Source organism: Streptomyces dengpaensis (genome assembly GCF_002946835.1).
Taxonomy (GTDB): domain Bacteria; phylum Actinomycetota; class Actinomycetes; order Streptomycetales; family Streptomycetaceae; genus Streptomyces; species Streptomyces dengpaensis.
Genome location: NZ_CP026652.1, coordinates 5,179,095 through 5,201,130, shown reverse-complemented (window position 1 = coordinate 5,201,130; position 22,036 = coordinate 5,179,095). Strand labels below are relative to the sequence as shown.

Annotated in this window: 18 protein-coding genes; 9 read left to right on the top strand and 9 right to left on the bottom strand. The window is 69.8% G+C overall.

Annotated elements, in window-relative coordinates; translation table 11 throughout:
• Positions 1–68: 68 nt before the first annotated feature.
• Complete coding sequence (locus C4B68_RS24070) at positions 69–1,544, bottom strand: peptidoglycan recognition protein family protein (protein WP_099501932.1); 1,476 nt, start codon at positions 1,542–1,544, stop codon at positions 69–71.
• A 129-nt stretch (positions 1,545–1,673) separates the two neighbouring features.
• Here C4B68_RS24070 and C4B68_RS24065 point away from each other — a divergent pair, with 129 nt between their 5' ends.
• The 4 genes from C4B68_RS24065 to C4B68_RS24050 all read left to right on the top strand — a co-directional run bounded on the left by C4B68_RS24065 (position 1,674) and on the right by C4B68_RS24050 (position 7,816).
• Entirely contained in the window at positions 1,674–2,429 is a 756-nt protein-coding gene (locus C4B68_RS24065) for a TIGR03089 family protein (protein ID WP_099501933.1), read from the top strand.
• Between the two features lie 149 nt (positions 2,430–2,578).
• Complete coding sequence (locus C4B68_RS24060; protein ID WP_240634452.1) at positions 2,579–3,889, top strand: LCP family protein; 1,311 nt, start codon at positions 2,579–2,581, stop codon at positions 3,887–3,889.
• Positions 3,890–4,133: 244 nt separating this feature from the next.
• On the top strand, positions 4,134–5,888 hold the full coding sequence (locus tag C4B68_RS24055; protein ID WP_099501685.1) for an LCP family protein: 1,755 nt from the start codon (positions 4,134–4,136) through the stop codon (positions 5,886–5,888).
• A 125-nt stretch (positions 5,889–6,013) separates the two neighbouring features.
• Positions 6,014–7,816, top strand: coding sequence for an LCP family protein (locus tag C4B68_RS24050; RefSeq protein WP_099501687.1), 1,803 nt, complete (start codon positions 6,014–6,016; stop codon positions 7,814–7,816).
• Positions 7,817–7,903: 87 nt separating this feature from the next.
• Here C4B68_RS24050 and C4B68_RS24045 read toward each other — a convergent pair whose 3' ends face one another.
• Entirely contained in the window at positions 7,904–8,947 is a 1,044-nt protein-coding gene (locus tag C4B68_RS24045; protein ID WP_099501689.1) for a glycosyltransferase family 2 protein, read from the bottom strand.
• 225 nt (positions 8,948–9,172) lie between these two features.
• Here C4B68_RS24045 and C4B68_RS24040 point away from each other — a divergent pair, with 225 nt between their 5' ends.
• Positions 9,173–10,636 carry an LCP family protein gene (locus tag C4B68_RS24040; protein WP_441349330.1) on the top strand — a complete coding sequence of 488 codons (1,464 nt, stop codon included), beginning with the start codon at positions 9,173–9,175 and terminating at the stop codon, positions 10,634–10,636.
• A gap of 81 nt (positions 10,637–10,717) precedes the next feature.
• On the opposite strand, the gene C4B68_RS24035 is transcribed toward C4B68_RS24040, so the two are convergent.
• Positions 10,718–11,266 (bottom strand): acyl-CoA thioesterase, encoded by a 549-nt coding sequence (locus C4B68_RS24035; RefSeq protein WP_180289246.1) that lies wholly within the window; start codon positions 11,264–11,266, stop codon positions 10,718–10,720.
• 120 nt (positions 11,267–11,386) lie between these two features.
• Here C4B68_RS24035 and C4B68_RS24030 point away from each other — a divergent pair, with 120 nt between their 5' ends.
• Positions 11,387–12,670: an LCP family protein gene (locus C4B68_RS24030; protein WP_099501692.1), complete on the top strand. Its 1,284-nt coding sequence runs from the start codon at positions 11,387–11,389 to the stop codon at positions 12,668–12,670.
• Between the two features lie 134 nt (positions 12,671–12,804).
• On the opposite strand, the gene C4B68_RS24025 is transcribed toward C4B68_RS24030, so the two are convergent.
• Positions 12,805–13,962, bottom strand: a complete 1,158-nt coding sequence (locus C4B68_RS24025) for an acyl-CoA dehydrogenase (protein ID WP_099501694.1) — start codon at positions 13,960–13,962, stop codon at positions 12,805–12,807.
• Positions 13,963–14,136: 174 nt separating this feature from the next.
• Here C4B68_RS24025 and C4B68_RS24020 point away from each other — a divergent pair, with 174 nt between their 5' ends.
• Entirely contained in the window at positions 14,137–15,480 is a 1,344-nt protein-coding gene (locus C4B68_RS24020) for a UDP-glucose dehydrogenase family protein (RefSeq protein ID WP_099501696.1), read from the top strand.
• A 242-nt stretch (positions 15,481–15,722) separates the two neighbouring features.
• Here C4B68_RS24020 and C4B68_RS24015 read toward each other — a convergent pair whose 3' ends face one another.
• A complete protein-coding gene (locus tag C4B68_RS24015; RefSeq protein ID WP_099501698.1) occupies positions 15,723–16,223 on the bottom strand; it encodes a CGNR zinc finger domain-containing protein in 501 nt (166 codons plus the stop codon).
• Between the two features lie 99 nt (positions 16,224–16,322).
• Between C4B68_RS24015 and C4B68_RS24010 the strand changes: the two genes are divergently transcribed.
• Entirely contained in the window at positions 16,323–16,682 is a 360-nt protein-coding gene (locus C4B68_RS24010; protein WP_099501700.1) for a VOC family protein, read from the top strand.
• 59 nt (positions 16,683–16,741) lie between these two features.
• Here C4B68_RS24010 and C4B68_RS24005 read toward each other — a convergent pair whose 3' ends face one another.
• From C4B68_RS24005 to C4B68_RS23990, 4 genes are all read right to left on the bottom strand, one after another.
• Positions 16,742–17,878, bottom strand: coding sequence for a dipeptidase (locus tag C4B68_RS24005; RefSeq protein WP_099501701.1), 1,137 nt, complete (start codon positions 17,876–17,878; stop codon positions 16,742–16,744).
• A gap of 142 nt (positions 17,879–18,020) precedes the next feature.
• Positions 18,021–19,199, bottom strand: coding sequence for a dipeptidase (locus C4B68_RS24000; protein WP_099501936.1), 1,179 nt, complete (start codon positions 19,197–19,199; stop codon positions 18,021–18,023).
• Positions 19,200–19,225: 26 nt separating this feature from the next.
• Positions 19,226–19,750: a 5-(carboxyamino)imidazole ribonucleotide mutase gene (purE, locus tag C4B68_RS23995; RefSeq protein ID WP_099501703.1), complete on the bottom strand. Its 525-nt coding sequence runs from the start codon at positions 19,748–19,750 to the stop codon at positions 19,226–19,228.
• Positions 19,747–20,892 carry a 5-(carboxyamino)imidazole ribonucleotide synthase gene (locus C4B68_RS23990; RefSeq protein WP_099501705.1) on the bottom strand — a complete coding sequence of 382 codons (1,146 nt, stop codon included), beginning with the start codon at positions 20,890–20,892 and terminating at the stop codon, positions 19,747–19,749. Before C4B68_RS23990 ends, purE begins: the two co-directional genes overlap by 4 nt.
• Positions 20,893–21,189: 297 nt before the next feature.
• On the opposite strand from C4B68_RS23990, the gene C4B68_RS23985 reads away from it, so the two are divergent.
• Positions 21,190–21,717, top strand: coding sequence for a GtrA family protein (locus C4B68_RS23985; RefSeq protein ID WP_099501707.1), 528 nt, complete (start codon positions 21,190–21,192; stop codon positions 21,715–21,717).
• The last annotated feature ends 319 nt before the right edge of the window (positions 21,718–22,036 follow it).

The window sequence follows — 22,036 nt, the reverse complement described above, 5'->3', positions numbered from 1 at the left end:
GATGGCGCCTTCGATGGCCGTGCGATGTCCCACGATGGCCTCGGCCGTCTGTCAGTGGTCTCCGGCAGTCACCGGCCCTGGTAGCGGGCCGCCTCCTTGCGGGCCGAGCCGAGTTTGCCGTACAGGGATTTCCCTGGGCACTCCGTGGCGTACCCGTCCCGATGGCCGGAGATCACGTTCAGTCGCACGTTCTTTCCTTTTCGGTAGAGGTTGCCACCACCCGACTTCAGGTATGTCGTGCCACGCGGATTGGCTCCGAAGAGGCCGAGCTTCCATGCCGTGAGCCGCGCGATGGCGGTGACCGCGGCGCCTGACGGCTTCGACTTGCCGAAGCTGCCGAGGACGGCGATCCCCATGCTGTCGTCGTTGAAACCGAGAGTGTGGGCGCCCATGACGGGCTTCGCCACGCCCCCGGCGCGCCCTTCGTAGATGTTTCCGCACTTGTCGACGACGAAGTTGTAGCCGATGTCGCGCCACCCGCTGCTCACCACGTGGTAGCGGTAGATACTGCGGATGAGCGAAGGGGCTTGCGAACAGGCGTACTTGTTGCCCGATCCCGTGTGGTGCACGAAGGCCGCCTTGACCTTCTTGGTGTAGACGAAGCCGCGTTCGCGCAGGCTCTCGTTCGCGCCCCAGCCCTTGCGCGTGATGATGCGCGGGCGCGGGCCTATGTACGGCTTCGCCTGCTGCTCACTCCCGCTCACGGCGAAGACTTCGCGCGCCGTCTCGCGCTCGGAGAGCGCGGGTATCTCCGTGGCGCCGAGGGGTGCGAGAGCGGCGTTGGCGGCGGACGCGGCGGCGCTCGCGGCAGAAGCTACGGCGGCGCTCGCGGTGGAGAGGGCGGCGGCACCCGCGGGCAAGCGTGCGCCGATACTCGCGGAGGAGAGTGCGCCGTCGCCCGGCTCGTCCGCGCGTGGGCCCGGTCCCGCGGGCGCGCCGCCCTCCGCCGCTCCCGCTTCCGGGCTGTCGTCCGGTACGCCCGCGTCCGAGGGGTCCGCGCCGGGGTCGACGAGTTCGAGGTGGAGTCCCCTGGGGAGCGGGGAGTCGCCCGGAGCCGTCGCCCGGCCGGCTCCGTCCGCCCCGTCTGCGAGGACGCGCACCTCGACGCCGTTCGAATTGCCCACCCACAGCGGCGCCGTGGAGCCGCGCACCCGGCCCGACGCGGCCTCCGGAGTGTCCGGGTCCGCCGCGTGCTCGTGGTTGTGCGTGTCCACGTCCTGCCAGCCGGACCAGCGGCCGGTCCCGACCGCCCGCGTACGGACCTGGACGCGGCCGTGCAGTTCTCTGCCCGGGTCGTCCCAGACGACGCCGACCAGGGAGAACGGCCGTACGTCGCTTCGGGTCAGCCCCTGTTCGGGTGCGGCGGAGCCGAGGGCGCGGTGGCCCGCGAGCGGAACGAGCGGCAGGGACTGGGTGCTGCCGGGGACGGCCGGTTCGGACGTCACCGCCGCCGGTCCGGCCCGCGCAGGGGTGGGCAGGGCCAGCGGGAGGGCAAGTGCGGCCGCGCAGGTGACGCCGGCCGAGGAAACAAGGAATCCATGCATACCCCCGATCGTGGACATATTCATACATATCTGTCCATCGAGGAATTGACGGACCGTCGGCGCACGTTCACCCGAACCGGTGGCGTGGGCAGCCCACTCGGCGCGTCGCCCCCGCGTACGCTTGCGCGCGTGAATGCCACCGATCGCACCCCTGCCGACCTGCTGCGATCCGCGCTCGCCGCGGACCCCGCGCGCCCTCTGGTGACCTTCTACGACGACGCCACCGGCGAACGCGTCGAATTGTCCGTGGCCACGTTCGCCAATTGGGTGGCCAAGACGGCCAACCTGCTCCAGGGCGAGTGGTCCGCAGAGCCCGGCGGACGGGTGGCGCTGCTGCTGCCCGCGCACTGGCAGACGGCGGTATGGCTGCTCGCGTGTTCCTCGGTGGGTGTCATCGCGGATGTCGGCGGCGATCCGGCCGCGGCGGACCATGTCGTCGCCGGGCCGGGCCGGTTCGACGACGGGCTCGCCTGTCCGGGCGAACGCATCGCCCTCTCGCTCGCACCGCTGGGGCGCCGCTTCCCGGCCCCGCCCGCCGGGTACGCCGACTACGCCGTCGAGGTGCCGACCCAGGGCGACCGCTTCGTGCCGTACGCGCCCGTGGACCCGGAGGAGCCCGCGCTGATCGTCGCCGGGGCCGAGTACACGAGCGCGGAGGTCGTCGAGCGGGCCCGGGCGGACGCGCCCGAGCTGGGCCTGACCGGGCCCGGGTCCCGCATCCTGTCGGCGCTTCCGTACGACACGTGGGAGGGCCTGAGCGCCGGTCTGTACGCGGCGCTCTCCACCGGCGGGTCCGTGGTGCTGTGCCGCCATCTGGAGCAGCTCGGTGAGGACTCGCTCGCCCAGCGGATCGAGAGCGAGCGGGTGACCGCGACGGCTCACTAGATCGCCGTGTGCCTCCTGGTCAGGGGAGCCGCGCATCCCCCGTTCGGCCTACTATCAGCCACCCCTATGGCCCCCTCCGCGCCATGGTCGTAAGAGCAGGCACCGCACGCTCGTACGTCATGAGTACGTCATGAGGGGTGGATCCACACGTGTCCGACACCGTGCGCACGCCCCCCGGACGGCCGGAGGGGCCGGGACTGGGAGCGTCGCCCACCGGGGCCGGTCGTCTGCGTCGGCGCCGGCGCTGGCTGCGCTGTACGGCGATCGGTGTCGCCGTCGTGGTGCTCGGCGCCGTGGGGGCCGGCTGGGTGGCGTACGAGATCCTGAACGCGAACATCACGTCGGACGACGACGCCGCCGCCGAGCTCGCCCGGTTCGAGAAGGAACGGCCCACGTCGCTGGTGCGGGACGCGCAGAACATCCTGCTGATCGGGTCGGACTCGCGTTCCGGGGAGGGCAACAAGAAGTACGGGAAGGACCCCGGAACCGAGCGGTCCGACACCATGATCCTGCTGCACCTGGCCGCGAACCGGCACAGCGCGACCGCCGTGTCCATCCCCCGCGACCTGATGGTGGACGTGCCGAGCTGCCGGCGGCCGGACGGGACGCGCACCCAGCCGATGTTCGCGATGGTCAACTACGCCTTCGAGATAGGCGGTTCGGCCTGCACGATCCGGACCGTCGAGAAGCTCACGAACATCCGCGTCGACCACCACATGGTCGTCGACTTCCGCGGCTTCACGGACATGGTCGATGCCGTGGACGGCGTCGAGGTCTGCCTGAAGGAACCCATCGACGACAAGGAAGCCAAGCTGAAGCTGCCCGCGGGCAAGGTCGTGCTCGACGGAGAGCAGGCGCTCGGCTACGTACGCGCCCGCAAGAGCATCGGCGACGGCAGCGACACCGACCGGATGGACCGTCAGCAGCGATTCCTCGCCGCGCTCGTCAACGAGGTGCGCGGCAATGACGTTCTGCTCAATCCGGCGAAGCTCTATCCCGTGCTCGACGCGGCCACCTCGGCGCTCACCGCGGATCCGGGGCTCGCGAGCCTGCGCGGCCTTTATGACCTGGTGCGCGGAATGCGCAACATCCCGACGGAACGTGTGCAGTTCCTGACGGTGCCCCGGACGTCGTACGTCAACAATCCCAATCGTGACCAGCTCGTGGAGCCCGACGCGACACAGCTTTTCGAACGGCTGCGTGCGGACCTGCCGGTGGCGGTCTCGAAGGACCTTCCAGAGGATTCCGCCGCAAAAAGCGGTAATTCGACATCCAGCCGTACGGCCGACTCCGCACCCGACTCCGCACCCGACCCCTCGCCAGACCCCTCGTACGACCACGAAGAGGAGTCGCGCGACGACGGAAAGTCGAAGGCCAAGCAGCCACGCGGAAGCGCCGGAACCCCGGAACCCGCGCCGACTTTCCGCGGGAACACGGCGGCCGGGGACGCCTGCGGGTAAAGCCCACGCCAAGGCTGGGAACGACCGGGCCAAGAAGTCTCCGGGAAATAGGTCGGATTGCCCGGTTGTAGGGACGTGGAATTCGTCACCGACGTCGCTGGACGCTGAACTGGGCGGATAGTGTGAGCGACCCGGTGCACCCGGCCATGAGGTCATCCTGCTGGTCGAGCACTGCTGACCGAGACCCGAGCGCCTTTTGAGGGGATAAGGCGCCGCGTGGCCCCGACGGAGGATTCAGACAACCGTGGACGCGCAAGGCCGTGGGCGGGCGGACGACATCGACCCCGCAGACCAGTGGGTACTCAACCCGAACACCGGCGAATACGAACTGCGACCGCCCCCTTCCGCACCGCAGTCGGGGGTCCCGAGGCCGCGGAGAGGCACTCCCCCGGGAGGGCGTGCCCGCACCGCCCCGGGCAGGGATCGCGAGACGCCGGGCCGGAGCCGCGAAGCTCCCGGCACCGATGTGCCGGGCCCGCGCCGACGGCGTACGGGCCCCCCGGAGCCGGTTCCGGGGCGGCGCCGCGGGCGCACCAAGCCGCAGAAGTCGAAGGCGAAGAAGATCCTGCTGTGGACCGGCGGCACCATGGCCTTCGTACTGGTGGGCGTCTCGGCCGCCGCGTACGCCTACCTCAAGCACCTTGAGGGCAACGTCAACACGACGGACATCGGCAGCGCGGGCAAGAGCAGCTTCAGCAAGGACGACGCCTTCAACATCCTGATCATCGGTACGGACAAGCGCACCGGCGCGGGCAACGAGGGCTACGGCGACTCGGGCAGCGTCGGGCACGCCGATACCACCCTCCTGCTGCACGTCGCCAAGGACCGTACGAACGCGACCGTGATGAGCATTCCGCGCGACCTCATCGTCGATATCCCGGACTGCGAGACGGTCCAGTCGGACGGCAGCAAGGAGATCGTCCCGGGCACGCAGGGCGTCCGCTTCAACACGAGCCTCGGTCAGGGCGGCCGGGACCCGGGCTGCACGATGCGTACGGTCGAGGAGAACACCGGCATCGAGCCGGACCACTTCATGATGGCCGACTTCAACGCGGTCAAGACGCTGACCACCGCGGTGGAGGGCGTCCCCGTGTGCCTCGCCAAGGACGTCGACGACCCGGACTCGCACCTCAAGCTGTCCGAGGGTGAGCACACACTCCAGGGTGAGCAGGCGCTCGCCTTCCTGCGCACCCGGCACAGCTTCGGCAACCAGGGCGACCTGGACCGCATCAAGGTGCAGCAGCAGTTCCTGGGCTCGCTCATGCGCAAGATGAGCTCCGGCGACACCCTCACCAGCCCCACCAAGCTGGTGAACCTGGCCGAGGCCGCCACCAAGGCGCTCACCGTGGACACCGGCATAGGAAAGGTCAGCACGCTCAAGGACGTGGCCCTGGAGCTGAAGAAGGTGCCGACCAAGAACATCTCCTTCACCACCGTGCCGGTGGACGACAACCCCGCCGAGACGGTCAAGGCGACGGTCGTCGTCAGGCCGGGTGCGGGACAAGAGCTCTTCGACGCCATCATCAACGACGTCTCCTTGACCGCGGTGAAGGAGAAGGAGAAGAAGGCGAAGGACAAGGAGAAGGCCGCGGAGGACGCCCGCCTCAAGGGCTCCCGCTCCGCCGCGTCCGACATCCGGGTCAACATCTACAACGGCGGCGCCGAGGCCGGCAGCGCACAGGAAACTCTTAACTGGCTGCAGAATGATGAGGGCGTGCTCAAGTCCAGCCAGCTCGGAAACGCTGACGAAACACTGAGTAGGACAACCCTGGAGTACTCTCCCGACCAGGCCGATCAGGCACGCAAACTGGCGGATCTCATGGGGCTGTCCGGTTCCGCGTTGAAGCCGGGCGAGAGCGAGCTGAACTCACAGGGTCTGCCCGCGATCGTGCTGACCCTGGGCAAGGACTTCAAGGGGGCCGGGGTGTCGATGACCGCGCCGACGAAGGCGCCGGAGGTCGAGAAGTCCACGGCCGACAAGACAGTGTGCGCCAGCTGATGACCTAACGGGTCCGTCAGGCGTCTGACAAGACGCGGGATGTGTCCGGCAGGGCGCTCGAAGCGTCCTGCCGGACGTGCGTGACGGACCCGTTTGTCAGGCGCAGGGTGGGGAGGGGCAGGGAGATGGCGCAGAGCAGTGTGCGTGGGGAGGGAATACGGCCACGCGTCCGGGAAGCCGGCGAACCGGGCTGGAACGACGGCCTGTACGACGAGAACGGCGACCCCGTTCACAGGACCGGCGGCGGTCGCGTCAGGACGGCCGATGGCGTTCGCGTCCGGACAGCCGATGACGGTCGCGTCGGAACACCCGACGGCGGTCGCGTCACCACGGCCGACGGCGATGGGGGTCGCCCGGCCGACGACACGCTGCCGCCCACACAGCAGGCCCACGGCCGGCACGGCGGTCGCTGGGACGGGGGCGGCGGGCGGCGTCCGCGTCGCAGACGCCGCATCCTGCGCTGGTCGGCGATGGTCCTGGCGTTCCTGATACTCGGCGCCGCCGGGGCCGGTTACATCTACTACCGGCATCTCAACGACAACATCAAAAAGGACGCGTTGAACATCGGCGACGCGAAGGACCGCGCCGCCGCGCCCAAGCCGAACGCGGCGGGCCAGACCCCGCTGAACATCCTGCTGATCGGTTCGGACGCCCGCGACTCCGTGGAGAACCAGAAGCTCGGCGGCGCCAAGGACACTTTCGGCGCGCCGCCCCGCGCGGACGTCCAGATGCTGTTGCACGTCTCGGCGGACCGCACCAACATGTCGGTGGTCAGCATGCCGCGCGACACGCTCCTGCAGATACCGACGTGCACCGACCCGGACACCGACAAGGATTACGCGGCGAGCACGTCGCTCGTGATGACGAACGACTCGCTGGGCCGCGGCGGCCCGGGCTGCACGGTCGCCACGTGGGAGAAGCTGACCGATATCCACATCGACCACTTCATGATGGTCGACTTCGCGGGTGTGGTGTCGATGGCGGACGCCATCGGCGGCGTCCCGGTCTGCGTGGACGCCAACATCTACTCGCACACCTCCGACGGTCACGGCTCGGGGCTGAGGCTGGAGAAGGGCACGACGTCCATCCAGGGCAAGCAGGCCCTGCAGTGGCTGCGTACGCGGTACGGCTTCGAGGACGGCAGCGACATCGGCCGGGCCGAGGCCCAGCACATGTACATGAACTCGATGGTCCGCCAGCTGCGCGAGAACGCCACGCTCAGCAACCCCAACAAGCTGCGCAAGCTCGCCGAGACGGCCACCAGCGCGCTGACCGTCGACGAGGGCCTGGGCTCGGTGACCCAGCTCTACGACCTCAGCAAGGAGCTGAAGAAGGTCCCGACGGATCGCATCACCATGACCACCATGCCGTGGGTGTACTCCTCCGACGGCAACCGGGTGCTGCCCAAGCCGACGGACGCGGCGAAGCTGTTCCGGCTCGTCCGCGAGGACATCGCGCTGGACGGCAAGGACAAGAAGAAGACCGCCAAGGAGAAGACCTCGTCCGACCCGGCCGCGGAGGACGACAAGATCGGCGTGATCGTGCAGAACGGCACCCGGACGTCCACGCTGGCCGCGGCCGCCGGGCGGGCGAGCACCGTGACCCAGCTGCTCATCGGCAAGGGCTTCACCCAGGCGACGGCCGACACGGCGTCCGCGCTCACCGAGGACACGACGGTGATCCGCTACCCGAGCGCCGACTTCGAGGGCGACGCCCTGCGGGTCGCCAAGGCCCTCGGGATTCCGGCGCGTTCGGTGGAGAAGTCCACGGACGTCTCCGGGGTGACGCTGATCGTCGGCGCCGACTGGCGTGACGGTACGACGTACAAGCCGGCCAAGGACGACGACAAGACGCCGGAGTCGGCCGACGCGCTCAACGGCTCGGACACGAGCGCGTGCATGCACGTCAACCCGAACTTCACCTGGTAGCGCTCCCTGGGCCTCACCTGGCGGCGCTCCTGACGAAACTGGGCCCCCTTCCGTGCGGAGAGGGGCCCAACTCGTATGCAAGAGACCTCAGTTGGAGCTGAGCACCGCCGGGCGCCGGGACGCGATGACCTTCTTGGCCAGCGTCTTCGGGCTGGTGAGGAAGCCGAAGCCCCAGGACATGTGCATCGTCGCGAGGGCAACGGGGATCTGGAGGCGCGCCTTCAGCGGCAGCCCCTTGCCCGCGGGCAGCGAGCCGAGCGCGATCGCCGCGAGGTAGCCGCCGGGGATCACAAAGCCGAGGGGAGACACCAGAGCACCCACGACCACACCCGCCGCGATCGCGCACACCGCGATCGGCGGGGCGAGGTAGCGCAGGTTGATGGAGCCCTCGTGGTAGCGGGCGACGACGTGCCGCCAGCGCCCGTAGTCCTTGTACTGCTTGCCGAGGGCGCGCACCGAAGGCCTGGGCCGGTACGACACCCTCAGCTCGGGCGAGAACCAGATGAGCCCGCCCGCCTCCCGGATCCGGAAGTTGAGCTCCCAGTCCTGGGCGCGGATGAACTCCTCGTTGTAGCCGCCCTGTTGCTCCAGCGCCTCGCGCCGGAAGACCCCGAGGTAGACGGTCTCGGCGGGACCCGCCTCGCCGCCCGTGTGGAAGGCGGCGTTCCCGACGCCGATCTTCGAGGTCATCGCGGCGGCGACCGCGTGCTCCCAGTCGTTCTCGCCCTCGGCGTGCATGATGCCGCCGACGTTCTGCGCGCCGGTCTCCTCCAGGAGGCGTACGGCCGTCGCGATGTAGTTCGGCGAGAGCATGCCGTGCCCGTCGACGCGTACGACGACAGGGTGCCGAGACGCCTTGATCGCGGCGTTCAGCGCGGCGGGGGTGCGCCCGGTCGGGTTCGGCACGGTGTGGACGCGCTTGTTTTGATTGGACACAGTCTCGCGTACGAGCTCGGCGGCGATCTCCTCCGTGCGGTCCGACGAGGGACCTACGGCGATCACCACCTCCATCTCGCCGTCGTAGTCCTGCGCCAGGATCGCTTGGACGGCCCCGCGCAGATGCCGCTCCTCGTTGAGGACGGGCATGATCACAGAAACAGCGGGGGGCCGCACGTCAGACTTCTCGCTCATCGGACGTCACGTTACCGCGAATGGGGGACACGGGCGCGCGCCGCCCGGCCTAAGGCCCGGGCCGCAGATCGTATGGGCCTACGGTGCTCACGGATCCCCACGCCGCATCCCCCGTCCAGCCTCACGAACCGCATCCCCGTCCAGCCTCACGAACCGCATCCCCGTCCAGCCTCGCGAACCGCATCCCCCGTCCCGCCCCGGTCCAGCCCCGCGGAGGTGCCCCCCTTGCCCACGCCGCCCCGCTCACCCGCACGCCCGCAGCCGTCCCGCTCGCGGAGACCCCCCGCGCGGCCGCCCGTACGGCGCAAGAAGCCGCGCTGGGCCATGCGGATGACGACCACCCTCTCCGTGGTGGTCCTCGCCTCGGCGGGCATCGGGCACGCGGTGGTCACCAGCCTGGACGCGGACATCGCCCGGGTCGACCCCTTCAAGGACATGAAGAACCGCCCCGAGGCGGGCCACGGCATGAACCTGCTGCTGGTCGGCACCGACGGCCGGGACAAGATCGCGGAGGCGGAGCGGCGCAGGTACCGGCTGGGCGGAGCGCCCTGTCACTGCACCGACACGATCATGATCGTGCACATCTCCGAGGACCGGGAGCGGGCCAGCGTCGTCAGCCTGCCGCGCGACTCGTACGCCGAGACGCCCGGGCACACCGACGCGACCACCGGCAAACGGCACGGCGCCCACCCGGTCAAACTCAACGCGGCATACGCGGAGGGCGGCCCGAACCTGACCGTGCGCACCGTCGAGAACATGACCCACGTCAAGATCGACCACTATCTGGAGGTCGACTTCACCAGCTTCATGAAGACGGTGGACGTGCTCGGCGGCGTACAGATCTGCACCGCCAAGCCGCTGAAGGACTCGAACACCGGTCTCGATCTGGCGGCGGGCTCGCATCTGCTGGCCGGCGGGGAGGCGCTTCAGTACGTACGGGCCCGGCATATCGACGGGGCCTCGGACCTCGGCCGGATGCAGCGCCAGCAGCGCTTCCTGGCGGCGCTGGTCGAGCGGGCCACCTCGTCCGGGGTGCTGATGAACCCGATGAAGTTCCGCGACGTCACCCGGGCCGTGCTCGGCTCGGTCCGCGCGGACAAGGGGTTCGGCACGGACGAACTGCTCGACCTCGGGCGGGCGATGCGGAGCTTCTCGCCCCGTTCGTCCGAGTTCACGACCGTGCCGATCGGTCAGATGGGATATGCCGTGAAGGGCATCGGGTCGACGCTGAAGTGGGACCCGGCCAAGTCGGCGAAGCTCTTCCAGGCGCTGCGCGACGACAAGCCGCTCGCGGCGCACACGCCGCTGCCCAGGCCCGCCGTGCGCGTCGACGTGGCCCCGCAGCAGATCCGGGTCCAGGTCGAGAACGGGACGACCACGGCGGGCCTCGCCAGACGCGTCGACAAGGCGCTCGCCGCCACCGGGTTCCGTACGACGCACCAGCCCACCAGCGCACGGGACCAGACCGTGCGGCGCACCGTCGTCTCGTACGACCCCCGCTGGGACCGCTCGGCGAAGTCCGTCGCGGCCGCGCTGCCCGGCGCCGAACTGCGCGCGGTGAAGAAACAAGGGGCGGTGCTGAAGGTCACCGTCGGGGCGGACTTCAAGGAGGTCACGCGGGTGCGGGCGGAGGATCAGCATCAGGGGGAGTTCGGGGTGGTGACGGGGGATCAGGTGGTGTGTCCGTAGGACACCGAACCGCGAGGCCCGCGTCTCCGAATCCCTGGTCGTATCCCTGGTTGTCGCCCTGGCCGGTCCCTGGTCGTCTCCCTAGTCGTCGAGGCCTTCCGCCGCACGCTTCTCGCGGAGCTCCATGATGGCGCGGCGGCGGGCCAGTCGGTGGCTGCGGCGGATCTGGGCCTCCTGGTAGCGGCGCTTGTCGCGCTCGGTCTCCGGGAGCACCGGTGGGACGCGGCGGGGCTTGCCGTCGGCGTCGACGGCGGCGAAGACGAGGTAGGCCGAGCCGACCTGCTGGGGTGGCGTGGATTCGTTCCAACGCTCGGCCAGGACGCGGACACCGACCTCCATCGACGTACGACCGGTCCAGTTCACCTGGGCCTTCACATGGACGAGGTCGCCTACGCGGACGGGTTCCAGGAAGGCCATCTCGTCCATGGAGGCGGTGACGGCGGGCCCGCCGGAGTGCCTGCCGGCCACCGCGCCCGCCGCGTCGTCGACGAGCTTCATGATCACTCCTCCGTGCACCGTTCCCAGAAGGTTGGTGTCGTTGTGGGTCATGATGTGGCTGAGGGTGGTCCGGGACGCGGAGGTCGGCTTACCCGGAATGTCGGATTCCGGGTTGAGGGCCTGGTCTGTCATGGCGTCCACCTTATGCCGGGGGCACACAAGACCCGCTTTGCATCAGCTCTGCAACAGCCGTGACGCAGATCTCCCTACTCTCTTGTAAGCCACACCGTGGGGCCCTGCACACTGGTCCGCATGAATGATTGGCCCGAGGCGTGGTCCGACGAAAACCGCAGCAGTCGCGGCAACCGCTACGGACGCGGCAGCGCAGGCGCACAGCCTGAGAGCGCCCGCGTGATGCGGCAGGTCCGGCGCGGCCCGACGTCGCCCGCACCGGGCCCGGGGGCGCCGCCGTACGGCGTGCCCCAACAGCCGACGTACGACGACGGATACGGCAACGGGTACGACTCCGGGTACAACACGGGCCAGGTCTACGGCGGCGGCGGCTTCGTGCCGAACGACAACGATCCCGACCCCTACTATCAGGACCGTCCGCGCCCGAACTGGCGTCGCCGGATCAAGGTGACCACGATCACGCTGGTCACGCTGCTGATCGTGGTCTCCGTGGGCACGTACTTCTGGGCGGACTCCAAGCTCAACCGTGACGTGGATCTCTCGAAGGTCATCGACCGGCCCGAGGCGGGCGAGGGCACGAACTATCTGATCGTCGGCTCCGACAGCCGCGCCGGCATGTCCGCCGATGACAAGAAGAGGCTGCACACCGGCTCCTCCGAGGGCAAGCGCACGGACTCGATGATGATCCTGCACACCGGCGGCAACGGGTCTACGCTCATATCCCTGCCCCGCGACTCGGACGTGGAGATACCGACGTTCGTGGGCTCCGAGTCCGGCAAGACCTACCAGGGCACCGGCCGGCACGTGAAGCTGAACGCGGCGTACGCCGAGGACGGCCCCGAACTGCTGGTCCGCACGGTCGAGTACAACACCGGCCTGCACATCGACCACTACGTGGAGATCGGCTTCGCGGGCTTCGCGAACATCGTTGACTCGGTCGGCGGCGTGGAGATCGAGATCCCCAAGGGCGGCATGAAGGACTCCAAGTCCGGCGCCGACTTCGAGGCGGGCAAGCAGACCCTCAACGGTGAACAGGCGCTCGCGTTCGTCCGTACCCGGTACGCGCTCGCGGGCAGCGACCTGGACCGTACGAAGAACCAGCAGAAGTTCCTCTCCGCGCTGGCCAACCAGGTCGCGACGCCGAGCACGGTCCTGAACCCCTTCAAGCTCTACCCGACCATGAGCGCGGGCCTGGACACCCTGATCGTCGACAAGGACATGGGCCTGTTCGACCTCGCCGACATGTTCTGGGCCATGAAGAGCGTCAGCGGCGGCGACGGCACGTCGATGAACATGCCGATCTCCGGCTCCTCGGGCGGCAACCTCCTCTGGGACAAGACCAAGATGAAGAAGCTGGTGGAGGAGCTGAAGAACGACGAGAAGGTGACGGTGACGGGCGACTGAGCCCGGCCGCGGGTGAGTCACGGTCCGGTCGTCCCCGTGACTGCCATGACAACTCGGCCCGTGACAGCCATGACAATGAGGAGAGGCACCCGGGTCCCGGGTGCCTCTCCTCATTGCTGCCGCCGAAGCGGGGACTACGGCAGGTTGCGGGCCATGACGATCCGCTGAACCTGATTCGTGCCTTCATAAATCTGCGTGATCTTCGCGTCGCGCATCATGCGCTCGACCGGGTAGTCGCGGGTGTAGCCGTATCCGCCGAGGAGTTGGACGGCGTCCGTCGTGACCTCCATCGCGACGTCCGAGGCGAAGCACTTGGCCGCCGCGCCCTGGAAGGTGAGGTCGCTGTCGCCGCGCTCGGACTTGGCCGCTGCCGCGTACGTCAGCTGGCGGGCCGCCTCTATCTTCATCGCCATGTCGGCGAGCATGAACTGGATGCCCTGGAAGTCGGCGATCGGCTTGCCGAACTGCTTGCGCTCCTGGACGTAGCCCTTGGCGTAGTCGAGGGCGCCCTGGGCGATGCCGAGGGCCTGGGCCGCGATCGTGATGCGGGTGTGGTCCAGGGTCTTCATGGCGGTCGCGAAGCCGGTGCCCTCCTCGCCGATCATGCGGTCGGCGGGGATGCGGACGTTGTCGAGGTAGACCTCGCGCGTCGGGGAGCCCTTGATGCCGAGCTTCTTCTCCGGGGCGCCGAAGGAGACACCCTCGTCCGACTTCTCGACCACGAAGGCACTGATGCCCTTCGAGCGCTTCGTGGGGTCCGTGACCGCCATCACCGTGTAGTAGTCCGAGACGCCGGCGTTGGTGATCCAGCGCTTCACGCCGTTCAGGACGTAGAAGTCGCCGTCGCGGACCGCCTTCGTCTTCATGCCCGCCGCGTCCGAGCCCGCGTCCGGCTCGGAGAGGCAGTACGAGAACATCGCGTCGCCCTTGGCCAGGGGGGACAGGTACTTCTTCTTGAGGTCCTCCGAGCCGGAGAGGATCACGGGGAGGGAGCCGAGCTTGTTCACCGCGGGGATGAGGGAGGACGAGGCGCAGACCCGCGCGACCTCCTCGATCACGATCACCGTCGCCAGGGCGTCGGCGCCCGCGCCGCCGTAGGTCTCCGGTACGTGCACGGCGTGCAGGTCGCCCGCGACCAGCGCGTCCAGGGCTTCCTGGGGGAAGCGGGCTTCCTCGTCGACCGCTGCGGCGTACGGCGCGATTTTCGCCTCGGCCAGCGAACGGATCGCGTCCCGGAGCATGTCGTGCTCCTCGGACGGGCGGTACAGGTCGAAATCAGCCGATCCGGCCAAGGTCTCTCACGCTCCAAGGGACGCAGGTGGCGCTAATTACCGTTAAGTAACCCAAATTTTAGAGGGCCGACCACGGCACGGGTACGTGAGCTTGGCGACAGAGGGCAAGTTGCCCGTCAGCCCCTCCGACTATGCTCGGGCCCGCACCGCCCCCGTCCACTCTCTGGAGTACCCATGGCCCTCAAGATCACCGTGATCGGCACCGGCTATCTCGGCGCCACGCACGCCGCGGCCATGGCCGAGCTCGGGTTCGAAGTGCTGGGCCTGGACGTCGTGCCCGAGAAGATCGAGATGCTCCAGCGGGGCGAGGTCCCGATGTACGAGCCCGGGCTCGAAGAGCTGCTGCGCAAGCATGTCGCCGGGATCGAGGGATCCACCGGGCGGCTTCGGTTCACCATGGACTGGGCCGAGGTCGGAGCGTTCGGCGACATCCACTTCGTCTGTGTGAACACGCCGCAGAAGCACGGTGAGTACGCGTGCGACATGTCGTACGTCGACGCCGCCTTCGAGACGCTCGCGCCGCATCTGCGCGGTCCCGCCCTCGTCGTCGGCAAGTCCACCGTGCCCGTCGGCTCGGCGGAGCGCCTCGCCGCCCGGCTCGCGGAGCTCTCGCCCGCGGGTGAGGACGCCGAGCTCGCCTGGAACCCGGAGTTCCTGCGCGAGGGCTTCGCCGTGAAGGACACCCTGCACCCCGACCGGATAGTGGTGGGCGTGCGCAGCGAGCGGGCCGAGAAGCTGCTGCGCGAGGTGTACGTGACGCCGGTCGCCGAGGGCACGCCCTTCGTGGTGACCGACTTCCCTACCGCCGAGCTGGTGAAGACCTCCGCGAACTCCTTCCTCGCCACCAAGATCTCCTTCATCAACGCGATGGCCGAGGTCTGCGAGGCCGCCGGCGGCGATGTCGCCAAGCTGGCCGAGGCCATAGGGCACGACGAGCGGATCGGGAAGAAGTTCCTGCGGGCGGGGATCGGGTTCGGTGGCGGGTGTCTGCCGAAGGACATCCGCGCGTTCATGGCCCGTGCCGGTGAGCTGGGTGCCGACCAGGCGCTGACCTTCCTGCGCGAGATCGACTCCATCAACATGCGGCGCCGCGGCCAGATGGTGGAGATGGCCCGGGAGGCGCTCTGGGGCGGTTCCTTCCTCGGCAAGAGGGTCGCCGTGCTCGGCGCGAGCTTCAAGCCGGACTCGGACGACGTGCGGGACTCACCCGCGCTGAACGTCGCCGGGCAGATCCACCTCCAGGGCGGCCAGGTCACCGTCTACGACCCGAAGGCCATGGAGAACGCGCGGCGGCTCTTCCCGACGCTCGGGTACGCCGGCTCCGCCGTGGAGGCCGTGCGCGGTGCCGACGTCGTCCTGCATCTGACGGAGTGGCGCGAGTTCCGGGAGCTGGACCCGGCCGTCCTCGGCCAGGTGGCCGGGGCTCAGGTGATCCTGGACGGCCGCAACGCCCTCGACCCCGAGGCGTGGCGGCGGGCCGGGTGGACGTACCGGGCGATGGGGCGCCCGACCGCCTGAAGACACGGGTGACGCGATGGGCCGCCCGACCGCTTGATAGCGACGGGCCGCCCGGCCGCCTGAAGATACGGGCGAGGCCATGAGCCGCCCGACCGCCTGATGGCGACGGGCCGCCCGGCCGCCTGAAAACAAGGGTGACGCCGGTCCGGCCGAGGCTCAGTCGGCCGGATCGGCGTCTGTTGCATTCTGCACCACATCGCCGCGCGCCGAGCGACGACCGCCCGACTCCGCCTGCCCCAGGCCTACTTGGCGCGGTATCGCCGCATCTTCACGCGTGCCCCGCACACCGACATCGAGCACCAGCGGCCCCGGCCCGCGGGACTGCGGTCGTAGTACGCCCAGTGACATTCGGGCAGTTCGCAGGCCTTGAGGCGGAGCCAGGTGCCCGCGGTGAGGGCCTCCGCCACGGCCGTCGCAACACGGGAGAGCAGCGGGCCGTCGTCGGCCGGGGCGAGGGCCGCCGAGCCGTCCCGCGCGTCGACCGCCACATACAGGGGCGCGCGCGCCAGCAGCTCGCCCAGGGGTGTCACCTCGCGGTGCGGCGGGTGACCGGCATGCGCCAGGCACACGGCGCGCAGGGACTCGCGCAGTTCTCGTACATCCGCCACGTCCCGCTCCGCGACGCCGAACACGGCGCGCCCCTCGGCCGTGTCCAGCGTGTCGGCGCCCGACTCCAGGTCCACGGTGTTGACCAGGGCCTCCACGAGGGCCAGTCCCCCGGGCGCGGGCGCTCTCTCACTCATGCTTGCGACGTTACCTCCTATGCGGGAGCATGCAGTAACCGTTACCGGTTACTCGCCTCTATGGGTAACCGAACGCCGTAATGCTTCGAGGAGGAAGTCATGGCTCTCGCCAAGCTGGGCGTCGTCGTCCTGGACTGTCCCGACCCCCGTGCCCTCGCCGGGTTCTACGCCGAGGTGCTGGGCGGCACGGTCAGCGGGGAGGACGACTGGATCGACCTGGACACGCCCGGCGGCCACCCGCTGGCGTTCCAGGCCGCCCCGAACCACGTACCGCCGCGGTGGCCGGCGCCCGACGCCTCGCAGCAGTTCCACCTGGACCTGACCGTCGACGACCTGGACACGGCGGAGAAGGCCGTCCTCGCCCTCGGGGCGAAGCCGCTGGACACCGAGGACCGCTCACGCTCGTGGCGGGTTTACGCGGACCCGGCGGGGCATCCCTTCTGCCTGTGCGCCTGCTGATTCCGGAGGCTCTGTCTCTGTGTGCCTGCTGCCGGATCGAGCGCTCCCGACAGGACGGGTCAGCCGTCCAGGTCCGCGATCCTCGCCAGTGATGGCTTGCGGCGCTGTTGCAGGGAGCGCGCCGTGAAGTCCGCGCCGCGCAGGATGCGTTGGACGTTGCCCCAGGTGAGCAGGGCGAGGTCGGTCTCGGTCCATCCACGGGAGAGGAGCTCGGCGATCAGGTGGGGGTAGCAGGAGGCGTCGGGCAGGTCCTGCGGGTGGGCGGCTCCGGAGTCGTACGTCCCCGAGAGGCCGACGCACTGCGCGCCCGCGAGGGTGCGGATGTGGTCGAGGTGGTCGGCGACGTCCCGTACGGTCGGGCCCGTCTGCTCGGCCGTGAGCGGGACGAGGCACAGGCCCTTGACGGCGCCCAGCTCGACGAGGACCTCGTCGGGGAGGTTGGCCGGGTGGGGGCGCAGGGCCCAGGCCGCGGAGCGGGTGAAGAGGACCGGGGCCTTGGAGACCGCGAAGACGCGGCTGATGGTGGCTTCCGAGGTGCCGGAGAGGTCGGCGAGCATGCCGACGCGGTTCATCTCGCGCAGCATCTCCTCGCCGAACCGGGTCAGGCCCGCCTCGCTCGCCCAGGAGGCGCCCGACAGCGTGAGGACACGCAGGCCGAGGGTGTGCAGACAGCGCAGTATGCCGAGCGAGTCGCCGAGCGCGGCCGCTCCGGCGGGGCCGAGCATGACGGCCACGCGCCCGCAGTTACGGGCGTCGGCGATCCCGGTGGTGCTGTACGCCATGCGCAGGCCCTCGGGGTGCGCATGGACCACCGTCTTCACCAGGTCGAGCTGCTCCATGGTCGCGCCGACGGCCCGGTCCCCGGCCAGGCCCTCGGGCAGGTGCAGCGACCAGAACAGCACGCCCACGTGCCCTTCCCGCAGCCGCGGCACATCGGTGTCGACGGCGCGCTCACCCAGCTCCAGGTCGAACCAGGGCAGATGGCGCAGTGCCCAGGGCAGACCGCTGTAGCCGTCGGCGACGGGGTGCGCGGTGAGCAGGGCGCGGGCCCGCTTCAGCGGGTCGGCCCCGGCCCCGCCCTCCAGCTCCGGTTCGGCGGTGCCGGCGGGCGGCGGCTCGGACTCGGGCCAGGCAGCGGGCCCGTCGAGCTCTCCCACCTCAGTGGTGGTGTGCAGTTCGTCCTGCAGTTCCGCCATGACAGGCTCCGTGGGGTGGACGGTGAAGATCGCAGTACCGCCACCGTGGCACGCAGCCCGTGGGCCTTCCTGGTGGGTGGGGCGTTTGGGGGTACGCCCCGCCCACCGGCGGACAGGTCAGCCGTCCAACTGCTCCCGCGTCTCAGCCGTCCAGTTGCTCCCGCGTCGCGTTCGACGGACCGCGCCGCGCCTGGAGGTCACGGGCCACGTCCTCCGCCGCGCCCAGCACCCGTACGGCGTTCTGCCAGGTCAGCTTGGCGAGGTCGGCGCGGGACCAGCCGCGGTCCAGCAGCTCGGCGATCAGGTTCGGGTAGCCGGAGACGTCGTCCAGGCCGTGCGGCGTGAACGCCGTGCCGTCGTAGTCGCCGCCGATGCCCAAGTGGTCGACGCCCGCGACCTCGCGCATGTGGTCGAGGTGGTCGGCGACCGTCGCCACCGTGGCGATCGGGCGCGGGTTGGCCTCCTCGAAGGCCCGGTGGACCTTCATGCCCCCGGCCGTGGTGTCGAGGTGGTGGAAGCCGTGGGCGCGCATGTTCTCGTCGGCCGCGGCCGTCCAGTCGACCGCCGCCTGGAGGACGAACTTCGGTACGAACGTCACCATCGCCACTCCCCCGTTGGCGGGCAGCCGCTCCAGGACGTCGTCCGGGATGTTGCGCGGGTGGTCGCACACCGCGCGCGAGGAGGAGTGGGAGAAGATCACCGGCGCGGCGGTCGTGTCGAGCGCGTCCCGCATGGTCGTCGCGGCCACGTGTGAGAGGTCCACGAGCATGCCCTCGCGGTTCATCTCCCGTACGACCTCACGGCCGAAGGCCGACAGACCGCCGACGGCCGGGACGTCGGTCGCCGAGTCCGCCCACGCGATGTTGTCGTTGTGGGTGAGGGTCATGTAGCGGACGCCCAGGGCGTACAACCGCCGTAGCACGGCAAGGGAGTTGTCGATGGAGTGGCCGCCCTCCGCGCCCATGAGCGAGGCGATACGGCCCTCCGCTCGCGCCGCCTCCATGTCGGCGGCGGTCAGCGCGGCGCGCAGGTACGACGGGTGACGGTCGATCAACTGCCGTACGCAGTCGATCTGTTCCAGCGTCGCCGTGACCGCTCCGGGCAGGTCCGAGCGGACGTACACCGACCAGTACTGGGCGCCGACCCCGCCCGCGCGCAGGCGGGCCAGGTCGGTGTGCAGGTGGGCGCTCTGGTCGGTGGCGATGTCGCGGGCGTCGAGGTCGTAGCGGACCTGCTCGCGCAGCGCCCAGGGGAGGTCGTTGTGGCCGTCGACGACGGGGAAGTCGGCGAGCAGTGCGCGGGCCTCGTCAAGGGAGGGCATGGCCTTGCCAGGGGAGGACATGGAGGTCACTTCCCGAAGCCGAAGCCGTTGGCCGCGCCCTCGGCCTTGGCGCGCAGCCGCTTGCCCTTCTCCGTGGCCTGGGCGTTCAGCTCCTGCTGGAACTCCCGCATACGGCCGAGGAGTTCCTCGTCGTGCGCGGCGAGCATCCGGGCGGCCAGCAGGCCCGCGTTGCGCGCGCCGCCGACGGAGACGGTCGCGACGGGGACACCGGCCGGCATCTGCACGATGGACAGCAGCGAGTCCATGCCGTCGAGGTACTTGAGGGGTACGGGCACGCCGATGACGGGCAGCGGCGTGACGGACGCCAGCATGCCGGGCAGATGGGCGGCACCCCCGGCCCCCGCGATGATCGCCTTGAGCCCGCGCTCCGCGGCCTGCTCGCCGTACGCGATCATCTCGTGCGGCATGCGGTGCGCGGAGACGACGTCCACCTCGTAGGGGATCTCGAACTCGTCGAGGGCCTGGGCGGCGGCTTCCATGACGGGCCAGTCGGAGTCCGACCCCATGACGATGCCAACAACAGGGCTCATTCGGTGATGGTGCCTCTCAGGTAACCGGCTGCGTGGCGGGCACGCTCGAGGACGTCGTCCAGGTCGTCGCCGTAGGTGTTGACGTGGCCGACCTTGCGGCCGGGCTTCACGTCCTTGCCGTACATGTGGATCTTGAGCTGGGGGTCGCGGGCCATGCAGTGCAGATACGCGGAGTACATGTCCGGGTAGTCGCCGCCGAGGACGTTCGCCATGACCGTCCACCGGGCGCGCGGGCGCGGGTCGCCGAGGGGGAGGTCGAGGACCGCGCGGACGTGGTTGGCGAACTGGGAGGTGATCGCGCCGTCCTGGGTCCAGTGGCCCGAGTTGTGCGGGCGCATGGCCAGTTCATTGACCAGGATGCGGCCGTCCGCCGTCTCGAAGAGCTCGACGGCCAGGTGGCCCACCACACCGAGCTCCTTGGCGATGCGCAGGGCCAGCTCCTCCGCCCGGAGTGCCAGCTCCTCGGCGAGGTCCGGGGCCGGGGCGATCACCGTGTCACAGACGCCGTCGACCTGGCGGGACTCGACGACGGGGTACGCGACCGCCTGGCCGTGCGGGGAGCGGACGACGTTCGCCGCGAGTTCCCGTACGAAGTCGACCTTCTCCTCGGCGAGGACGGGGACGCCCGCGCGGAAGGGTTGCGCCAGGGCCGGGTCCTCGGCGGAGCCGATGACCCACACGCCCTTGCCGTCGTAGCCGCCGCGGACGGTCTTCAGGACGATCGGGAAGCCGTCGCCCTCCGCGGCGAAGGCCGCCGCGTCCTGCGGGTCGCCGACTATGCGGTGCCGTGGGCACGGCGCGCCGATCTCGTCGAGCTTCGCGCGCATCACGCCCTTGTCCTGGGCGTGCACCAGTGCGTCGCGCCCCGGGCGGACCGGGATGCCGTCCGCTTCCAGGGCCCGCAGATGCTCGATGGGTACGTGTTCGTGATCGAAGGTGATCACATCGCAGCCCCGCGCGAAGTCACGCAGCGTGTCGAGGTCGCGATAGTCGCCGATGACGACATCGCCGACGACCTGCGCCGCGGAATCCTGAGGGGTGTCACTGAGGAGCTTGAACTTGATGCCGAGCGGGATGCCTGACTCGTGGGTCATACGAGCGAGCTGGCCACCGCCGACCATGCCGACTACCGGGAACGTCACACTCCTAGGGTATCGGCCACGCCAGAGTGGCCGATTTCCGCGCCGACAGGCACGACTTTCCGCCGTGGTGACCCGGTCTTTCCTCACCTGTGAGTCTGTACACAGGCGTCGGAGGGGGGTGCTGGTTAGCATGGCGGGGTTGACGTAGTCGACGTATTCGCACGAGTTCGAGCGACTTCGCACGATGTACGTGATGTACGTGATCTACGTGTTCGACTGGCGTATCCGCGTCAGCTGCCGCAGCCGCTGCAGCTGTCGTATCCGACGACGCATCCACCGACGGGGGCTCGCGACACCATGGGCAGTGCTTCTTCGGGGTCTCCTGCGAGGCCTCGCGGCGCGGTTCGCCGCCGGTTCGACCTGCTCTTCCGGGAGGTCGCCAAGTTCGGCGCGGTCGGTGGGGCGGGGCTGCTCGTCAATCTGCTCGTGTTCAACCTGGTACGTCATGTCACGGACCTGCAGGTCGTGCGGGCCAGTGTCATCGCCACGGTCGTGGCGATCGCCTTCAACTACGTCGGGTTCCGCTACTTCACATACCGTGACCGCGACAAGAGCGGCCGCACCAGGGAGCTGACGCTCTTCCTGTTGTTCAGCGCGGTGGGGCTGGTCATCGAAAACGGCGTGCTGTACGCGGCGACGTACGGGTTCGGCTGGGACAGCCCGCTGCAGAGCAACATCTTCAAGTTCCTCGGCATCGGCATCGCGACCCTCTTCCGCTTCTGGTCGTACCGCACGTGGGTGTTCCGCGCGCTGCCGGCACGGGAGGCTGTGGCCAGCGCGGAGTCCTTCCTGGACGCGGAGCGGGCCCGGGCCCGGGTGAACTGAGCCCTTCGCTGCCGCGGGGGCCTGGCGTGAACCTTCGCCGCCGCTCCGCGGCGGTTTTCGGCCGCTCCGCGGCCCCTGCGTCTTCGGCGCTCCGCGCCTCCCTCTTCGCCGCTCCGCGGCGGCTGTCCCACCCACCCACCCGTGCGGGTGGGGAGGGATGGGCGTTGCGGCTGGGGGTCCGGCGCGGCGGCGCGCGCGGCGCGGCCGGGGCCAGCACGGGAACGGCCAGAGCGGGGACCTTCCAGCCGACCGAGACGGGCGGGTGGGCGGGGAAACCCGCCGCGGAGCGGCGAAAAAGGGGTCGCGAGGCGTCGGCCAG